Below are 16,929 nucleotides of genomic sequence, written 5' to 3' on the forward strand. Positions count from 1 at the left end.
TTTTAGGTGGATTTGCGTGCTGCCCAGTCAGCAAGCGTGGTTTCCAAATCGCCATAGCCGGTTTGCCGACGTTCGAATTCCAGCCCCATCCGTTCGGCACACTCCTGCGCGCGGCGAGTGAGGTTGGGATCATCAGTTTGTGCTTGATAGACGAGCTTGGTGTAATTGCCGAAATACATCTCTCGCAATTCAGGATGCCGGTCTAGACCCAGCGGTTTCCAGACAAACGCATCAAACTGCCGCGCAAGGAAATCTGTCAGATAAAAAGCGGTGGTTTCATCGTCTCCATGCGCGGCAAAGGCCAAATTGCCCTCGAAGAAAGAATAGCAATGGGGCCCTTGGATCATCTCGACCCCCAGTCGCTTGCACGCTGCCTGTAACAAGCCACCGGTTCCGCAATCGGCATAGACAACGTAGATCCGGTCGTATGAGTCTCGATGCTTGGCAACCGCATCCTCGACCGCCTGTGTGATCTTTTCCGGGTGCACATGCAAAATGGCGGGCAGGCAAGTCAGGGCCATGTGATCCCAGCCGTTCCGTTCTTTCAGGTCCAGAATCTCGCGGGCCAGTGCACCACATGCGATCAGAAGAATCGACTCGGCGCTGTGCGCTGCGACATAGCCCTGACGGGTCAGGCTGTTATCGTCTGGGATCTGTGAGTCGGTCATCTGATCTCTCTGGCTGGTCTCTAGCTAAATATGTGCCCGAGGTTCGGACAAAAAAGGCCGCCCCAAAAAGGACGGCCAGTCTCACGATATGATCTCGCGCCTTAGCCGGCCAGTTGGTTGTGCTTGCGCGACATGAAGTCCTTGGCCATTTCCACCGCCACGGCTGCGTCGCGGCAATAACCGTCAGCGCCGATCGCCTTGCCGAACTCTTCGTTCAGCGGAGCGCCGCCAACCAGAACGGTGTACTCATCACGCAGGCCTTGTTCGACCAACGTGTCGATTACGACCTTCATATAAGGCATCGTCGTCGTCAGCAGAGCGGACATGCCCAGAATGTCGGGCTGTTCGTTTTCCAGCGCTTCGAGGTAGTTCTCGACTGGGTTGTTGATGCCGATATCGACAACTTCGAACCCGGCGCCTTCCATCATCATCGCAACAAGGTTCTTGCCGATGTCATGGATGTCACCCTTTACGGTGCCGATCACCATCTTGCCAACGCGCGGAGCACCAGTTTCAGCCAGCAGAGGCTTCAGGATCGCCATACCGCCTTTCATGGCGTTGGCCGCCAGCAGAACCTCAGGCACGAACAGGATGCCGTCGCGGAAGTCATGGCCGACAATTGTCATGCCGCCAACCAGCGCTTTGGTCAGGATGTCATAGGGTTGCCATCCGCGCTCGAGCAGGATGTTCACACCTTCTTCGATCTCTTCCTTCAGGCCGTCATAAAGGTCATCGAACATCTGTTCGACGAGTTCGTCGTCATTCAGTTCGGACAGGACGATGTCTTCTTCATCAGACATGGGTATTTCCCTGAGCTGTGCGGGCCTGCGGCCCGTGGTGGCATTTTCACCGTTTTGGCCATTTCGTCGCAGGTCTACTGTGACGATTGCGACCTAGGTCGTTCTGAGACCGACCTATAGGCCGAATATTCGCACTCAGCGACATCGAATTTTGCAAGATCATCCTGCATTGGTTTCATTAGCCACGGTAAATTCACCTGCAGTCTAATGCGTCGCCTGTTTCGAGCATCTGATGATTTTTGGAAATCGAAACATGAATCTTGCCAGTGAAACTGGTTTTAATTACATCTAGTGATAGGAACAAAAAGCGAACAAATGACTGCTGCCATCAAAAGCCCTGGGCGCGGAGCAACCTCAAACGAAGCAGGTCGATTCGAGAGGTTTACAACCGAGTTGACCGAAGATGGCTGGGATTTGCCAGAGGAACTGCCCCCGTTGCGGACCGAAGTTCGGGAAGAAATGGCGCGCAATCTGATCACCTATAACAAGTCGCCGGACCTACCTTTTGACCGATCCATAAACCCATATCGGGGCTGCGAGCATGGATGCGTGTATTGCTTTGCTCGGCCAACGCATGCGTATCTGGGGCTGTCTCCGGGTTTGGATTTCGAAACCCGCCTTGTTGCGCGACCCAATGCGGCTGAGCTATTGCGTCGCGAACTCTCAGCACGTTCTTACAAGGTGGCCACGATTGCACTGGGAACCAACACCGATCCCTATCAACCGATCGAAAAAAACCGCAAGATAACAAGAAGCTGTCTAAAGGTTCTGAGAGATTTTCAGCATCCGGTCGGTATTGTGACCAAGGGGACTCTGGTCGAGCGTGATCTTGATATTCTGGCACCGATGGCCCGCAATGGCCTTGTCCGGGTTGGCATCTCGCTGACCACATTGGACCGCGATCTTTCCCGACGGATGGAACCCCGGGCGCCTTCACCGCAGCGCAGGCTCGGAATGATCCGCAACCTGACCGAGGCTGGCGTGCCTGTGCGCGTTATGACGTCTCCGGTGATTCCCGGTTTAACCGATCATGAATTGGAAAACCTGTTGGAGGCCGGAAAGCAGGCTGGCGCCGATGCTGCAAGCTGGATCATGCTGCGGCTTCCCCGTGAAGTATCCGCGCTCTGGCGCGAGTGGTTGATCGAACATCAGCCGGGCAGGGCTGAGAAGGTGATGGCACGGCTGCGCGAAATGCATGGGGGTAGGGAATATGACCCCCGGTGGGGCCACCGCATGCGGGGCGGAGGAACCTATGCCGAGATGATTGCGCAACGGTTCAAGGCCGCAGTCAAACGTCTCGGGCTGTCGACAGACATGCCGCCTCTGAACTGTGCGGCGTTTGCACCTCCACCCCAGCCCGGTGATCAACTGGCTTTGTTTTGAAGCCTTGGTTCAGAAACTAATGCCAATACCGGCCGAGAATCCGTTGACGGTATCGCTGCCGTAGTAGCGGACCATAAACCGTGTCGTTGATACCCAAGGCACCCATGTGTCAGACAGATCGACCTCGATCCCACCACCTACGCGGGCCAGCCAGTCGGTGCCCAATACAAGTGACTGATCCCCGATCAGATAGGACAGGGACAGATCGCCCACCCAGCGGACCGGGCGACCGAACATGCGTTTTCCAGTTGGAAAGCGGTAGCGTGACCACAGAACTGCATTTGCGGCAGTTGATTCAACCAACAAGTCCTCGTTGTCTCCGATAGGCCAGTATTCGATATGGGTATAGCGCAGGCTCGCCTCGAATTCCCGATCGTTGGACAGAGCTTTTTCGTACGAGACCGTCATCGATCCGCCTGCGCCACCAGCCCAGATGCCGCCGCTTTCGAGAAAGTCTCGATCAAGCCCCAGGCGGTTGGCGATGGCTTGCGCACCGACAGATGCGTCGGATTGCGTACGTCCGACCGAGATATGGGCCATCGGGGTCATTTTCCAATACTCGCCGATGTCGAACTGATAGCCGACACCGCCGGTCAGGGCGAGGCTGGTCCATTTCAGCGGAATACGCGTGGTATCTCCGGTGCCGCTGAAGGTCAGAACGGGGTCATAGCGTGCGTAGCCTATATACCCCTCAAGATAGATCGGCACGCCCTCAGCAAGGCGAAACCCGCCGCCCAGCTGGGCGGATTTGAAATCGTAATCGCGATTGTCTGTATTTGACTGCAGCGAGATTGCGCTGGCAGAATCGTCCGGGATGCCTGCTAGCCCTAAGATTGCCAACGACCCGGCGGCGTTTTCCTGCTGCTGCTTCTCAAAAGCACGTTCCAGCACGCTTTGAGCGGATGCCGATTGCGCAAGTAGCAACATAATGAACAAGAGGATTAAACGCATGAGAACCAAACACTATTCGCCGGACGCGGCAACATTAGGCGGACTAACGCAGTGCGGAAAGATGCATCGAAACAGTCATTTACGTTTGGTTTCGAACGGTCTCATTTTGGTAACGCTACGGAAAAAAAGACCCCGGATAACCGGGGTCTTAACATCGATATTGTGTGTGGATCAGCGGTTTTCGATGTCCACGTAATCGCGGTTGGTCGCGCCCAGATAAAGCTGACGTGGGCGTCCGATCTTATTCTGTGGATCGGCAATCATTTCTTTCCACTGGCTAACCCAGCCAACGGTACGTGACAACGCGAAGATTGGCGTGAACATCGAGGTCGGGAAGCCCATCGCTTCCATCACGATGCCCGAATAAAAGTCGACATTCGGGAACAGTTTCTTTTCGATGAAATACGGATCTTCCAGAGCCTGCTTTTCCAGCGCCTTCGCGACCTGTAGTTTGGGATTGTTTTCTACGCCCAGCAGGTCAAGTACTTCGTCTGCCGATTGCTTCATCACTTTCGCGCGTGGATCGAAGTTCTTGTAGACGCGGTGGCCAAAGCCCATCAGACGGAACGGGTCATCTTTGTCTTTGGCGCGCTCGATAAACTCGGGGATGCGGTCCACGCTGCCGATCTCTTCCAGCATTTCAAGGCAAGCCTGGTTCGCACCACCATGGGCCGGACCCCAGAGACAGGCGATACCGGCCGCGATACAGGCGAACGGGTTTGCACCCGAAGAAGATGCCAGACGCACCGTCGAAGTCGAGGCGTTCTGTTCGTGATCCGCCTGCAGCATGAAGATACGATCCATGGCGCGTGCCAGAATCGGGTTCACCTCGTAATCTTCGGCAGGAACGGCAAAACACATGCGCAGGAAGTTTGACGCATAGTCCAGGTCGTTGCGCGGATACACGAAGGGCTGACCGATATGGTATTTGTAGGCCCAGGCCGCGATGGTCGGCATTTTTGCGATCAAACGGTGCGAAGCTACTTCACGCTGACGCGGGTCCGCGATGTCGGTCGAATCGTGATAGAACGCAGACATGGCACCGACAACACCCACCATGATGGCCATCGGATGCGCATCCCGGCGGAATCCGCGATAGAAATACTGCATCTGCTCGTGCAGCATCGTGTGGCGGGTGATTGTGGTCTCGAAGTTCTCCAGATCCTTCGCCGAAGGCAGCTCGCCATACAGCAGCAGATAGCTTAGTTCGAGGAAATGCGACTTCGAGGCGATCTGTTCGATCGGATAACCGCGATGCAGCAACTCGCCCTTGTCACCGTCGATGAATGTAATGGTGCTGTCACAGCTTGCGGTGGACGTGAAACCCGGATCATAAGTAAAGACGCCAGCCTGACCATAGAGCTTGCGGATATCGATCACATCGGGCCCAGCGGTCGGAGAAAACACCGGCAGATCATAGCTTTCGCCGTGGACAGTCAGTTTGGCTGATTTTTTGCTCTCGGTCATGTTTGTCCCTTCTTCATTCGTGCGCATGCCGGATCGCTGTCCGACAAAGCAGGCAACGACTGCGTTCCGTCGCGCAGTCCGTTCTTAACGGAGCAGCGTTACCCTTATGTGAAATCAGGCCGGGTTCGCTGCATCAGAAAGCCGCGCCAGGGTTTCATCGCGCCCAAGCACAAGCATCATGTCAAATACCGAAGGTGTAACTGCCCGGCCCGCTAGTGCCGCCCGCAGCGGACCAGCCAATTTGCCGAACTTAACCCCATTCGCCTCTGCGAACGAATTCAGGGTCTCCTCCAGTTCGTTCCGGGACCAGCTAGCATTTTGCAGCTGCGGCGTCAATTCTTTCAGTATACCGTCGGATACAGATGCCAGCGCCTTTGCGGCCTTTTCATCTGGCTGGATAGGTCGCGACGTAAGCACAAAATGAGCTTTTTCAATGAGTTCCGGGAACGTGCGTGCGCGGTCCTTGAGGCAATACATCGCACGGACCAAATCACTGGATTGTGTTTCGGAAAGCGGCGGCAAACCAGCTGACTTCAGATATCCCTGAATTTCATGCTGCAGCGCGGCATCTTCCCCGACGGCAATATGTTGTCCACAAAGGTTTTCAAGCTTCTTCACATCAAACCGCGCCGGGCTTTTGCCAATGCCATCCAGATCGAACCACTCTTTAGCTTGGGCATCGGTAAAGAACTCATCATCCCCATGGCTCCAGCCCAGCCGAGCCAGATAGTTGCGCATTCCGGATGCCGGATATCCCATGGCCTGATATTCTTGCGCCCCCAACGCACCGTGACGTTTGCTGAGCTTTTTCCCATCGGGTCCATGGATCAAAGGGATATGCGCCCAGACTGGTACATCCCAACCCATCGCCTCGTAGATCATCATCTGACGGGCGGCGTTGTTGAGGTGATCGTCGCCCCGGATCACATGAGTCACGCCCATATCATGATCGTCAACCACAACGGCCAGCATATAGACCGGAGTCCCATCCGAACGCAGCAGGATCATGTCATCCAACTGATCGTTGCGAATGGTGACATCGCCCTGCACCTGATCGCGGATCACAGTGGCACCGTCTTGCGGAGCCTTGATGCGGATCACGTAAGGTGCGTCGGGATGTGTGGCAGGGTCAGCCTCGCGCCACGGGCTGCGAAACAGGGTCGACTGCCCCTCGGCCCGCGCCTGTTCACGGAATGCAGCGATTTCTTCCTGCGTCGAAAAGCACTTGTATGCCTTGCCGTCGGACAGCAATTGATGCGCGACCTCTGCATGTCGAGGGGCACCCTCGAATTGGCTGACGACCTCACCGTCATGATCAAGCCCTAGCCAGTCCATGCCTTGCAGTATGGCCGCTGTTGCTTCCGGCGTGGAACGTTCCCGATCGGTATCCTCGATCCGCAACAGGAACTGGCCGCCGCGACCCCGCGCATAAAGCCAGTTGAACAGAGCAGTGCGGGCGCCACCGATATGCAGAAATCCGGTGGGAGAGGGGGCAAAACGGGTGACGACCTGATCGGACATGGTGTGGATTAACCTTTTGGTAACCTTAGCGGGCATAGTTTGGCGACTATCTACCCAGCCCGAAGGACGGGGGCAACCATGCGTGTTCTGACACGGGTCGAGACCGCATTGCTGACCCAGCGGGGACACTTGTTTCCGTGGTCCCCGATCTGCCTGGCGGTCGGGATTGGCTGGTATTTCAGCCTCAGGTTCGAACCCGAGGTTGAGCTCTATGTCGGCGTTCTGGCGCTTGCCTTGCTGGCGCTTGCCTCCACCCGTTTGATGGGGGCCGCGTGGTCACCGCTGGCCACTGGCTTAGCCCTGATCGCGATGGGGTTCGCTCTGGCCGGGACGCGGGCACATATGGTTGCGGAGCCGGTCCTGCAATGGCGTTACTATGGCCCAGTCGAGGGGAGGGTCGTAGCGCTGGACCGCTCTGCGTCGGATGCGCTGAGGGTGACATTGGATCAGGTGCGGATCGGGGACGTTCCTGCTGATCAAAGACCCCGGCGCATCCGGCTTTCTATTCACGGTGAGTCAGTTGCGCTGTCCCCGGGTCAGCGGATTATGACCACAGCACATCTTTCGCCGCCGCAAGGGCCAGTTGAACCCGGAGGTTTTGATTTTCGCCGCCACGCCTGGTTCCAGCAACTCGGCGCTGTTGGATACACTCGGGCTCCGGTCCTGACGTCGGCTGCGGCGCAAGATGGTTTGGACGGAGTGCGTATCACGGCCTTGCGCATGGAGATCTCGGATCGGGTGCGCACGATCTTGCCGGGCGAAGTCGGGGGCTTTGCCGCCGCCGTAACTACCGGTGATCGCAGCGGGATGGGGCAGGCCTCGTTAGAGGCGTTGCGCGCGTCCAACCTGGCTCATCTTCTGGCGATTTCGGGCCTTCACATGGGTTTGTTGACCGGTTTCGTTTTTGTGGCGTGCCGCATGGGGTTCTCAATGGTACCTGTCATCGCGCTTCGCATGCCCGTACGCAAGGTGGCCGCGCTCTGTGCGTTATTCGCGTCGACAATCTACCTGCTTCTGTCTGGTGGGAACGTCGCGACTGAGCGCGCCTTTGTGATGGTCTGCGTTATGCTGGGGGCCGTATTGTTGGACCGGCGCGCGATTTCATTGCGGGCGGTGGCCATGGCTGCGCTGATTGTTCTTACCTTGCGCCCGGAAACTCTATTGAGCCCCGGATTTCAGATGTCTTTTGCTGCTACAACCGCCTTGGTCGCAGGGTTCGGCGCATTGCGGGACTATGGCCCAATGCCAGGCCCAAAGTGGCTGCGGCCTGTGCTGGCCTTGTTGACATCCTCGGCGATCGCGGGGATCGCGACAGCTCCGATCGGGGCGGCGCATTTTAACGCTATTTCGCACTATGGGTTGTTGGCAAATCTCGTCTCCGTGCCCGTCATGGGAACGCTGGTCGTTCCAAGTGCGGTGGTCGCCGCCCTTCTTGCACCTTTTGGGCTTGAAGCGATTGCATTGCACGTAATGGGTCTTGGGCTGAGATGGATCCTTACCGTTGCCAATTGGGTCGCGGGACTGGAGGGCGCGCGCGGGTACGTAGTAAGCCCAGACTATTTCGTATTGCCTGCTCTGGCTCTGTCTCTTCTGTGGCTAATGCTGTGGCAAGGGCGCGCACGGTGGCTCGGCATCGCTCCGGCAGCACTAGCGATAGCGCTGTGGGGTCAGGGAAGCCGCCCAGACGTGCTGATCGCCGATACCGGCGGGCTGGTCGGAGTGATGACTGAACACGGGCGCGCGCTGAGCAAACCGAAAGGCAGCGGATTTGTCGCGTCGGTGTGGCTGGAAAATGACGGGGACGGGGCAGATCAACCAAAGGCCGCTTTGCGATGGCCAGAGGCATCAGCGGGATTTCAACGTTTTCTTCTGGGAGACAAAGAGCTTGTCCACTTGACTGGCAAGCGGGCTGCGAGCGCCTTTCAGGAATGCAGGAAAGATCAGATCATTGTCGCCCCGGTGTCGTTGACTTTGACCGGTGAATGCAGCGTTTACGATACGGAATTTCTGCGGAAGACAGGCAGTCTTGCGTTATCCAAGGGGCGTTTGTTCGCGAGTTCTGATATCTCAGGCCGCCGCCTATGGTCCCCCAAGCTGCCTCAGTAGCTTCGGATCAAGCCTACCAGGCGGCCCTGAACTTTCACCTTGTCCTCTGGCAGCACGCGGGTCTCATAGGCCGGATTCGCCGCTTCCAGCGCAATGGCCTGACCTCGGCGGAAAAACCGTTTCAGCGTGGCTTCCTGATCTTCCACCAATGCCACCACGATGTCACCGTTGTCAGCGGCCGTTGTTTCGCGGATCACCACGACATCGCCATCGTTGATACCGGCGTCGATCATCGAGTCGCCACGAACCTCAAGCGCATAATGTTCACCACGGCCCGAAACCATCGAGCCCGGTACCGCAACGCGGTGCGACACATGGCTGATCGCTTCGATCGGTACACCGGCAGCAATCCGGCCCATAACAGGCAATTCCATTGCATCAACTGTGATGGGTTCAAAGTTCGCGGGGCGTGGACCTTCAGGGCGATCGCCTTCAATCACACGGGGTTTGAAACCTGCTGTTGGCTCTCCCCCAAGGCTTTCGGGCAGCTTGACAATTTCGATGGCACGGGCTCGATGGGCAAGGCGGCGGATAAAGCCACGTTCTTCCAGCGCGGTGATCAGTCGATGAATCCCGGATTTTGACCGTAGATCCAACGCGGCCTTCATCTCATCAAAACTGGGCGGAACACCGTCCGCTTGCACGCGTTTGTGGATGAATTCCAGCAAATCCAATTGCTTCTTGGTCAGCATTGCTCATACCTCGTCGCTCATGCGTTTTCTTTTGTTCTACGCATGTTCACGTTTTGTGTCAACGGATTTGCTAGATCGGCAGGTAAAGGACCTCATCCCCGGCCTCGCGCGCGGGATCGTGGGGTTGGCGTACCAATAGTGCATTGGCTTGCGCCAAAACACTTAGCAGCGAGCTGTCCTGATCATCACAGGCGCGGATGCCGCCGTTGTCCAACACCGCCCGCATATAATGCTCACGCGGGCCATTTTTTCCGAGCGGGGCAGAAAGGCGGGCGCGTTGGAATGGCTGTAGGGCCTGTTCAATCCCCAACATGCGGCGCACCATTGGGATGAGGAACAGGTAACCGCACACCATGGCACTGACCGGGTTTCCGGGTAGACCGACCATTGCAGCACCCCCAAGCCGCCCGGCCATCAGAGGTTTACCCGGTCGCATGCGAATCTTGTAGAACGATTGCTTCAGCCCAAGACCTTCCGAGACATCCGCAACCAGGTCGTACTCGCCAACCGACGCCCCTCCGATGGTCACCACGAGGTCAGCGCCCTGTGCCAAGCCAAAAGCTGTTTCTAATGACGCTAAGGTATCTTGTGCGATAGGAAGTACACGAACTTGTGCGCCAGCATCTTCCAGTAACGCCTTAAGACCAAGTGTATTTGAGGCGATGATCTGATCGGGGCCGGGTGTTTCTCCGGGCATCACCAGTTCGTCACCGGTTGAGATTAGTGCAACCACGGGTTTGCAGTTCACAGGGACCGAAGCGATGTTCATCGCTGCCATTAATGCGACATCTTCGGGTCTGAGCTGGCGTGGGGCCGTGATCTGCGCACCGATACTGAAATCGATCCCCGCAGGGCGGATATTGGCCTTTTCACCGGGGGCGTCGGTTATGGTGATCAGATCACCGCGTCGGTCGACATCTTCCTGTATGACGACGAAATCTGCACCATCCGGCACAGGCGCTCCAGTGAATATCCGCACAGCTTGGCCGGGTCCGACGCTTCCAGCAAAGCGACGTCCGGCCGCTGCTTCGCCAACCACTTTGAACATTGCGTGCAGTTCGACTTCGGCCGCGTTGACGGCGTACCCATCCATTGATGACGCCGCAAAGGGCGGCTGATCACGCGTTGCTGCAACGTTTTCTGCCAGGATACGACCGGCAGCCTCGGCAAGGGCAACCGTTTCTGCGGGCAGCGGTGAGACCAGATCGAACAGCAGAGCCCGCGCTTCTTCAACCGAGATCATGATGCCTCGTAACGCCCTGATTTTCCGCCGTCTTTCAGTAGAACACGAATGCCGCCGATCTCCATCGATTTGTCCACGGCCTTCGCCATATCGTAAACCGTCAGTGCGGCTGTCGAGACTGCTGTCAGCGCTTCCATCTCTACGCCGGTCTGGCCGGAAGTCTTTACAGTCGCTTCAATCTGAACGCCGGGAAGGTCCGGGTCTAAGCTCAGTTCAATGGCGACTTTGGTCACGGGCAGCGGATGACACAGAGGTATCAGGTCAGGCGTTTTCTTGGCGCCCATTATGCCCGCAAGTCTGGCAACACCAAGAACATCGCCTTTCTTAGCGCGTCCTTCTGAAATGATATCAAAGGTTTCCTTCGCCATCTTGATGTATCCAGATGCAACCGCAACCCGGTCGGTGACAGCCTTGTCGGACACGTCCACCATATGGGCCTCACCTTTGGCATCAAAATGGGTCAGCGGCATCACATCACTCCGGGAATGAGCGGGTTGGCGAGCAGTGCTCGAGTTGCCGAAGCTACATCATCCTGGCGCATGAGGCTTTCGCCAATCAGGAAGCAGCGCGCACCGTAGCGGGCGATATCGGCGAGGTCCGCCGGAGTGCTTAGGCCGCTCTCGCAGACGATCGTGCGATCCGCTGGAACCAGCTTTGACAGATGACGAGTTGTATCAAGAGTCGTCTCGAACGTCTTGAGATTGCGGTTGTTTATCCCGATCAGCGGGCTTTTCAGCTGCGATGCCCGCTCAAGCTCGTCTGCGTCATGGACTTCGATCAGAACATCCATGCCCCAGTCAAACGCGGTTTGCTCAAGCTCGGCGGCCTGTGCATCGCTGACCGATGCCATGATGATCAGGATGCAATCCGCACCTAATGCACGCGCTTCGACCACCTGATAGGGGTCGTACATGAAGTCCTTCCGCAATGCTGGCAACGAACAGGCCGCGCGCGCTTCGGTCAGAAAGGATTTGTCGCCCTGAAAGCTAGGCATGTCCGTCAGAACCGACAGGCAAGCCGCGCCGCCCTCTTCATAAGCTTTGGCAAGCGCGGGCGGATCGAAATCAGCGCGGATCAGACCTTTGGACGGGCTGGCCTTTTTGACCTCGGCGATCAATCCGTACCCCTTGCGCATAGCCGAATGCAGGGCTTCGGCAAAACCGCGTACCTCGGGTGCGTTCCGTGCCTCAGATTCTAGTGTTTCCAGAGGCTTATGCGCCTTATCCGCAGCGATCTCTTCCAGCTTGTACGCTTTGATTTTGTCCAGAACGGTCTCGGTCATGCGGCTTCCTGTGTAATGCGCGCCAGCGCGGTGATCTTTTCACGGGCCTTGCCGCTGTCAATGCTTTCTGTGGCCATCGCAACGCCCTCGCGCAGATCGCTTGCCGCATCTGCAACGACCAGCGCCGCTGCCGAGTTTAGCAACACCGCGTCGCGGTAGGCTGAAGGTGCCCCATCCAGTAGGGCGCGGAAGGCGACGGCGTTCTCTTCGGGGGTGCCGCCGATGATATCTTCGAACGGATGCACCGGCAGGCCTGCATCTTCGGGGTGAAGCTCGACCTCTTTGACAACGCCATCCTCAACCGATGCGATCCAGCTGACCCCGGTGATCGTAAGCTCATCCGTACCGTCTGAGCCGTGAACCAACCAGGCATGTTCAGTTCCAAGCAGGCCCAAAGTTTCGGCCATCGGGCGGATCAGGTCGCGGCTGAACGCACCGGTCAGTTGGCGCTTCACTCCGGCGGGGTTGGTCAGGGGGCCCAGAATGTTGAAAATCGTGCGCGTCCCAAGTTCTTGCCGCGAAGGCATGACATGGGCGATCGCCGGGTGGTGCATCGGGGCCATCATGAAACCGATACCGACTTCTTTCAGCGCTTTTTCAACAACTTCCGGGCCAACCATAACGTTAATACCAAGCTGCCCAAGAGCATCTGCTGCGCCGGATTTCGAGCTCAGGTTCCGATTACCGTGTTTTGCAACGGTGACACCGGCGCCCGCCGTCACAAAAGCCGTGGCTGTCGAGATATTGAGTGTTCCTTTGCCGTCGCCCCCCGTGCCAACGATGTCCATCGCGCCAGCGGGAGCTTTCACTGCATTGCATTTCGCGCGCATTACGGCAGCGGCGGCGGCGTATTCCTCGACCGTCTCGCCGCGCGTGCGCATTGCCATCAGCAACCCGCCGATCTGGCTGGGCGTGGCGGCCCCATCAAAGAGGATGCCAAAGGCCTGTTCAGCCTCGGCACGGGTCAAAGGTCGATCGGCCGCAGCACCGATCAGCGGTTTCAGAGCGTCGCTCATGCGGGGACTTTCATTTCGTTCAGGAAGTTCTTGAGCAGGGCGTGACCATGCTCGGACGCGATGGATTCCGGGTGAAACTGGACGCCGTGGATCGGCAGTTCTTTGTGCTGCAGACCCATAATCGTGCCATCCTCAAGCTCGGCCGTGATCTCAAGGCAATCGGGCAGGCTTTCGCGCTCTACGACAAGCGAATGATACCGGGTGGCCTCGAAGGGCGAGGGCAGGCCAGCGAATACACCTTTGCCGGTGTGTTTCATCGTGCCCATTTTCCCGTGCACGATCTCATGACAGCGCACAACCTTGCCGCCAAATGCCTGACCGATGGTTTGATGCCCCAGACAGACCCCCATCAGCGGTGTTTGCGTCTCGGCCGCGGCTTCGGTCAAGGCCAGACAGATGCCCGCCTGATCGGGATCACAAGGGCCGGGGCTGAGCAGAATACCAGCCGGGTTCATCGCCATTGCTTCCTGCACATCCAGCGCGTCATTCCGGCGCACGACCATCTCAGCCCCGAGCTCACCCAGATAATGAACGAGGTTGTAGGTAAACGAGTCATAGTTGTCGATCAGCAGCAGCATTTGGGCACTTATCTTCCTATGGGCATTTCGGGCTGGCGATGCAGTCCCTGAGCGCGGTATAATGTCGGGACATACATGCTCAGGCTTGTGCGGCAGCGTCAAGAGGACATACCCAACTTGACACCGTACAGGTGAGCGTCGCGGAAGATGGCGTCTGGGCAGATGAGGCACGAAACAACGCGAGAGGCGAGATTTCGATGAGCGGATTTTACGGTGGAGTGATCGCCGGGGCGGTCTCGGTATTGGCACTGGGCGCGGTTCTTTCGCTGACAACTCCTTTGTCACGTAAACCAGATGTGACGGCAACCGCGCCCGAAGTGGCTGATACTCCGCAGCCCCTGGAGGCTGCGAAAGTTGAACAAAGCAATGCCGATGCCGATCTGGTTGAGTTGCCACCATCCGGCCCTGAAACCCCCGATCTATCATCAGATTCGCTGGATGGCCTGGCAGGTATCGAGCTTGAGCCCGGTGCCCGTCCTGAGGCGGGTGGAGCACCGACCGTAGCCGAGGCACCTGCAGCGATCTCATCTTCTGACGTGACCGTTCAAACCGAAGCGCCCGCGGCACCGCCAAATCCACTTGCCGAACCGACCTCGCCACAACAGGAAGCCGAACCGGCAGCGCTCGCGGATGCTCCAGCAGCGCCTGCGCCCGAGGAAGCCCCGGAACCTCAGGTGGCGGAAGAAACGCCCGGGGAGGCCCCTCAGGTCGCAGCCCTGCAGCCTGAGACCGTGGAATTGCCGGATGCCGCGCCAGAGGCTGAGGAAGCGGAACCCGTGCCTGATGAAAATCCAATCGCGGTTGAGGGTGAAGAAGATACCCGCCCTGTACGTCAGCCGCGCGTATTGACCCTGCCGCAAATTGGCGGAGAGGGGGCCACAGGTTCCGGTTCGTTGATCGGCAAGCGTGTCGTGCCCCTAACCGAGAGGGATGACCCGCCCGTCGAACAAGCCGTGATTACTCCAGAAGTGGTGGCCAAGCCCATCGAAGCACATGCTGCCACCTTCGAAAATCCAGAATCCAAGCCATTGATGTCGATCATTCTGATCGATGATGAAGGGGCTTTTGGGGCCGAGGCGTTGCAGGATTTCCCATACCCGCTAAGTTTTGCCGTCAGCCCGTCTGACCCGAATGCAGCGGAAAAAATGGCCCGTCATCGCGAGGCTGGATTTGAAGTATTGGCCTTGGTTGACATGCACGAAGCCGCCAGTGCTCAGGACGCTGAGGTGTCGTTGTCGGTGTGGTTGGATCAATTGCCTCAAACCGTTGGCATTCTGGAAGGTGTCGGAAGCGGCATTCAGGGCAACCGAAAGCTGGCTGATCAGGTTGCGGCGATTGCTGGAGATACCGGGCGCGGGCTGGTGACGCAGGACAATGGTCTAAACACTGCGCAAAAGCTTGCAGCGCGCAACGGCATTCCATCCAGCGTAGTGTTCCGCGATTTCGATGGTGCCAAACAGGACCCCAAGATCATGCGGCGTTTTCTGGATCAGGCAGCCTTCCGCGCCGGACAGGAAGGTGCCGTGGTGATGCTGGGTCGTCTGCGTCCCGAGACGATCTCGGCTCTGTTGCTGTGGGGGCTTGAGGATCGCGGCAGCCGCGTGGCGATGGCCCCAATTTCTGCCGTGATGATGAAAGAAATCCAGCAGGGCGTTGCCGGATCGCTGACGGACGGGTGACGGCAGCGACCATCCGCCACCCCACTAGCTGTTTCCGCTGCCTGTAAACCGCGCCGCATCCGCAGCCGCGCCGCGAATGGCGTTCGATTTATGGACGGTCTCCATGTATTCCGCTTCTGGGTCGCTGTCATAGACAACGCCTCCTCCAGCTTGGATATACAGTTTGTGGTCTTTCACAATGGCCGTCCGCAGTGCGATGCACATATCCATGTCGCCGCCTGCGCTGAAATACCCGACACCGCCACCGTAGATGCCGCGCTTTTCAGGCTCCAACTCGTCGATGATCTCCATCGCGCGCACTTTGGGCGCGCCTGATACCGTGCCTGCAGGCATCCCGGCAAAGAACGCGTCCAGTGCATCCTTGTCTTCGGCCAGTTCACCGACCACGTTTGATACGATGTGCATCACGTGGCTGTAGCGCTCGATGATGAACTCTTCGGTAGGACGCACGGTTCCAATCTTAGAAACACGCCCGGTGTCATTGCGGCCCAGGTCCAGCAACATGAGGTGCTCGGCCAGTTCTTTCTTGTCGGCCAGCAGGTCGATTTCGTTGGCCTTGTCTTCTTTGGGCGTCGCGCCACGCGGGCGGGTACCCGCGATAGGGCGGATCGTGACCTCATTGCCGAAGACACGCACCAGAATTTCTGGGCTTGCACCTACGACCTGAAAGCCGCCGAAGTTGAAATAGAACATGAATGGCGACGGGTTGGTGCGCCGCAGCGAGCGGTAGAGGGCAAATGGCGGTTGTGGAAAATCCTGTGTCCAGCGTTGGGCCGGGACGACCTGAAAGATATCACCCGCACGGATATATTCCTTGGCCTTTTCAACGGCTTCCATATAGCCCGATTTGGTGAAGTTAGAGACAGGAGCCCCAACTTCAATTGCGTCACCCAGATCGCGCGTCTCGGCTGGCATGGCACGCTCAAGATCACGCACGGCATCCATCACACGCTCAGCGGCCTGCGCATAGGCGGCTTTGGCGCTTTGGCCCTCGCTGGCCCATGCGGGCGACACCACGGTAACCTCGCCTTTGACGCCGTCCAACACAGCAATGACCGAGGGGCGCAGCATGATCGCATCGGGCAGGCCCAACGGGTCAGGGTTCACATCCGGCAGGTATTCCACCAACCGGACCATGTCGTAGCCCAGATAGCCAAACAGGCCAGCGGCGGCCTGCGGCAGGTCATCGGGAAGCGCGATGCGGCTTTCAGCCAACAAGGCGCGCAAGTTTTCCATCGGTTTGCCATCCTGTGGCTCGAACGCCTCGGCATCGAAGCGGGCTGCTCGGTTCAAGGCCGATGTCTCGCCCTGACAGCGCCAAATCAGATCGGGCTTCATTCCGATGATCGAATAGCGCCCACGCACTTCACCCCCGGTTACTGACTCGAGCATGAAGGCGTCTTTCTGAGCGCCTGTCAGTTTCAGCATCAGTGAAACCGGCGTATCCAGATCAGCGGCGAGGCGGGTATAGACGACCTGATTTTCGCCCGCATCATAAGCGCGCGCGAAACTTTCGAAATCCGGGGTCAGGGCCATGTTCTGT

The 16,929-nt window shown here is 57.9% G+C and carries 15 protein-coding genes; 3 read left to right on the forward strand and 12 right to left on the reverse strand.

Annotated elements, in window-relative coordinates:
* Nucleotides 1-2 precede the first annotated feature (2 nt).
* Nucleotides 3-668, reverse strand: a complete 666-nt coding sequence (locus ACR0L9_RS06710) for a DUF1638 domain-containing protein (protein WP_480895299.1) — start codon at nt 666-668, stop codon at nt 3-5.
* A 101-nt stretch (nt 669-769) separates the two neighbouring features.
* A complete protein-coding gene (locus ACR0L9_RS06715) occupies nt 770-1,468 on the reverse strand; it encodes a corrinoid protein (RefSeq protein ID WP_170392964.1) in 699 nt (232 codons plus the stop codon).
* 315 nt (nt 1,469-1,783) lie between these two features.
* Here ACR0L9_RS06715 and ACR0L9_RS06720 point away from each other — a divergent pair, with 315 nt between their 5' ends.
* Nucleotides 1,784-2,851 carry a PA0069 family radical SAM protein gene (locus tag ACR0L9_RS06720; RefSeq protein WP_480895300.1) on the forward strand — a complete coding sequence of 356 codons (1,068 nt, stop codon included), beginning with the start codon at nt 1,784-1,786 and terminating at the stop codon, nt 2,849-2,851.
* 9 nt (nt 2,852-2,860) lie between these two features.
* Here the strand turns inward: ACR0L9_RS06720 and ACR0L9_RS06725 are convergent, their stop codons facing one another.
* The 3 genes from ACR0L9_RS06725 to gltX all read right to left on the reverse strand — a co-directional run bounded on the left by ACR0L9_RS06725 (nt 2,861) and on the right by gltX (nt 6,790).
* Entirely contained in the window at nt 2,861-3,802 is a 942-nt protein-coding gene (locus ACR0L9_RS06725; protein ID WP_170510120.1) for an autotransporter domain-containing protein, read from the reverse strand.
* Between the two features lie 171 nt (nt 3,803-3,973).
* Nucleotides 3,974-5,269: a citrate synthase gene (gene gltA / locus ACR0L9_RS06730; RefSeq protein ID WP_170392967.1), complete on the reverse strand. Its 1,296-nt coding sequence runs from the start codon at nt 5,267-5,269 to the stop codon at nt 3,974-3,976.
* A gap of 114 nt (nt 5,270-5,383) precedes the next feature.
* A complete protein-coding gene (gene gltX / locus ACR0L9_RS06735) occupies nt 5,384-6,790 on the reverse strand; it encodes a glutamate--tRNA ligase (RefSeq protein ID WP_170732307.1) in 1,407 nt (468 codons plus the stop codon).
* 78 nt (nt 6,791-6,868) lie between these two features.
* On the opposite strand from gltX, the gene ACR0L9_RS06740 reads away from it, so the two are divergent.
* Nucleotides 6,869-8,896, forward strand: coding sequence for a ComEC/Rec2 family competence protein (locus ACR0L9_RS06740; RefSeq protein WP_480895301.1), 2,028 nt, complete (start codon nt 6,869-6,871; stop codon nt 8,894-8,896).
* Here ACR0L9_RS06740 and lexA read toward each other — a convergent pair.
* The 6 genes from lexA to ACR0L9_RS06770 form a co-directional block, all read right to left on the reverse strand.
* Entirely contained in the window at nt 8,890-9,588 is a 699-nt protein-coding gene (lexA, locus tag ACR0L9_RS06745; protein WP_170509698.1) for a transcriptional repressor LexA, read from the reverse strand. The genes ACR0L9_RS06740 and lexA overlap by 7 nt on opposite strands.
* Before the next feature lie 70 nt (nt 9,589-9,658).
* Nucleotides 9,659-10,831: a molybdopterin molybdotransferase MoeA gene (locus tag ACR0L9_RS06750; protein WP_480895302.1), complete on the reverse strand. Its 1,173-nt coding sequence runs from the start codon at nt 10,829-10,831 to the stop codon at nt 9,659-9,661.
* Nucleotides 10,828-11,301, reverse strand: coding sequence for a cyclic pyranopterin monophosphate synthase MoaC (gene moaC, locus ACR0L9_RS06755; RefSeq protein ID WP_170405973.1), 474 nt, complete (start codon nt 11,299-11,301; stop codon nt 10,828-10,830). The genes ACR0L9_RS06750 and moaC overlap by 4 nt, the downstream gene beginning before the upstream one ends.
* Nucleotides 11,301-12,113, reverse strand: coding sequence for an indole-3-glycerol phosphate synthase TrpC (gene trpC / locus ACR0L9_RS06760; protein ID WP_480895303.1), 813 nt, complete (start codon nt 12,111-12,113; stop codon nt 11,301-11,303). The genes moaC and trpC overlap by 1 nt, the downstream gene beginning before the upstream one ends.
* Nucleotides 12,110-13,129, reverse strand: coding sequence for an anthranilate phosphoribosyltransferase (gene trpD, locus ACR0L9_RS06765; RefSeq protein ID WP_170392974.1), 1,020 nt, complete (start codon nt 13,127-13,129; stop codon nt 12,110-12,112). The genes trpC and trpD overlap by 4 nt, the downstream gene beginning before the upstream one ends.
* Nucleotides 13,126-13,707, reverse strand: coding sequence for an anthranilate synthase component II (locus tag ACR0L9_RS06770; protein ID WP_170392975.1), 582 nt, complete (start codon nt 13,705-13,707; stop codon nt 13,126-13,128). The genes trpD and ACR0L9_RS06770 overlap by 4 nt, the downstream gene beginning before the upstream one ends.
* A gap of 197 nt (nt 13,708-13,904) precedes the next feature.
* Between ACR0L9_RS06770 and ACR0L9_RS06775 the strand changes: the two genes are divergently transcribed.
* Nucleotides 13,905-15,386: a divergent polysaccharide deacetylase family protein gene (locus ACR0L9_RS06775; protein ID WP_480895304.1), complete on the forward strand. Its 1,482-nt coding sequence runs from the start codon at nt 13,905-13,907 to the stop codon at nt 15,384-15,386.
* 24 nt (nt 15,387-15,410) lie between these two features.
* Here ACR0L9_RS06775 and trpE read toward each other — a convergent pair whose 3' ends face one another.
* Nucleotides 15,411-16,922, reverse strand: a complete 1,512-nt coding sequence (trpE, locus tag ACR0L9_RS06780) for an anthranilate synthase component I (protein ID WP_480895305.1) — start codon at nt 16,920-16,922, stop codon at nt 15,411-15,413.
* Between the last annotated feature and the right edge of the window lie 7 nt (nt 16,923-16,929).

The sequence above is a fragment of the Ruegeria sp. I3 genome (assembly GCF_056532525.1).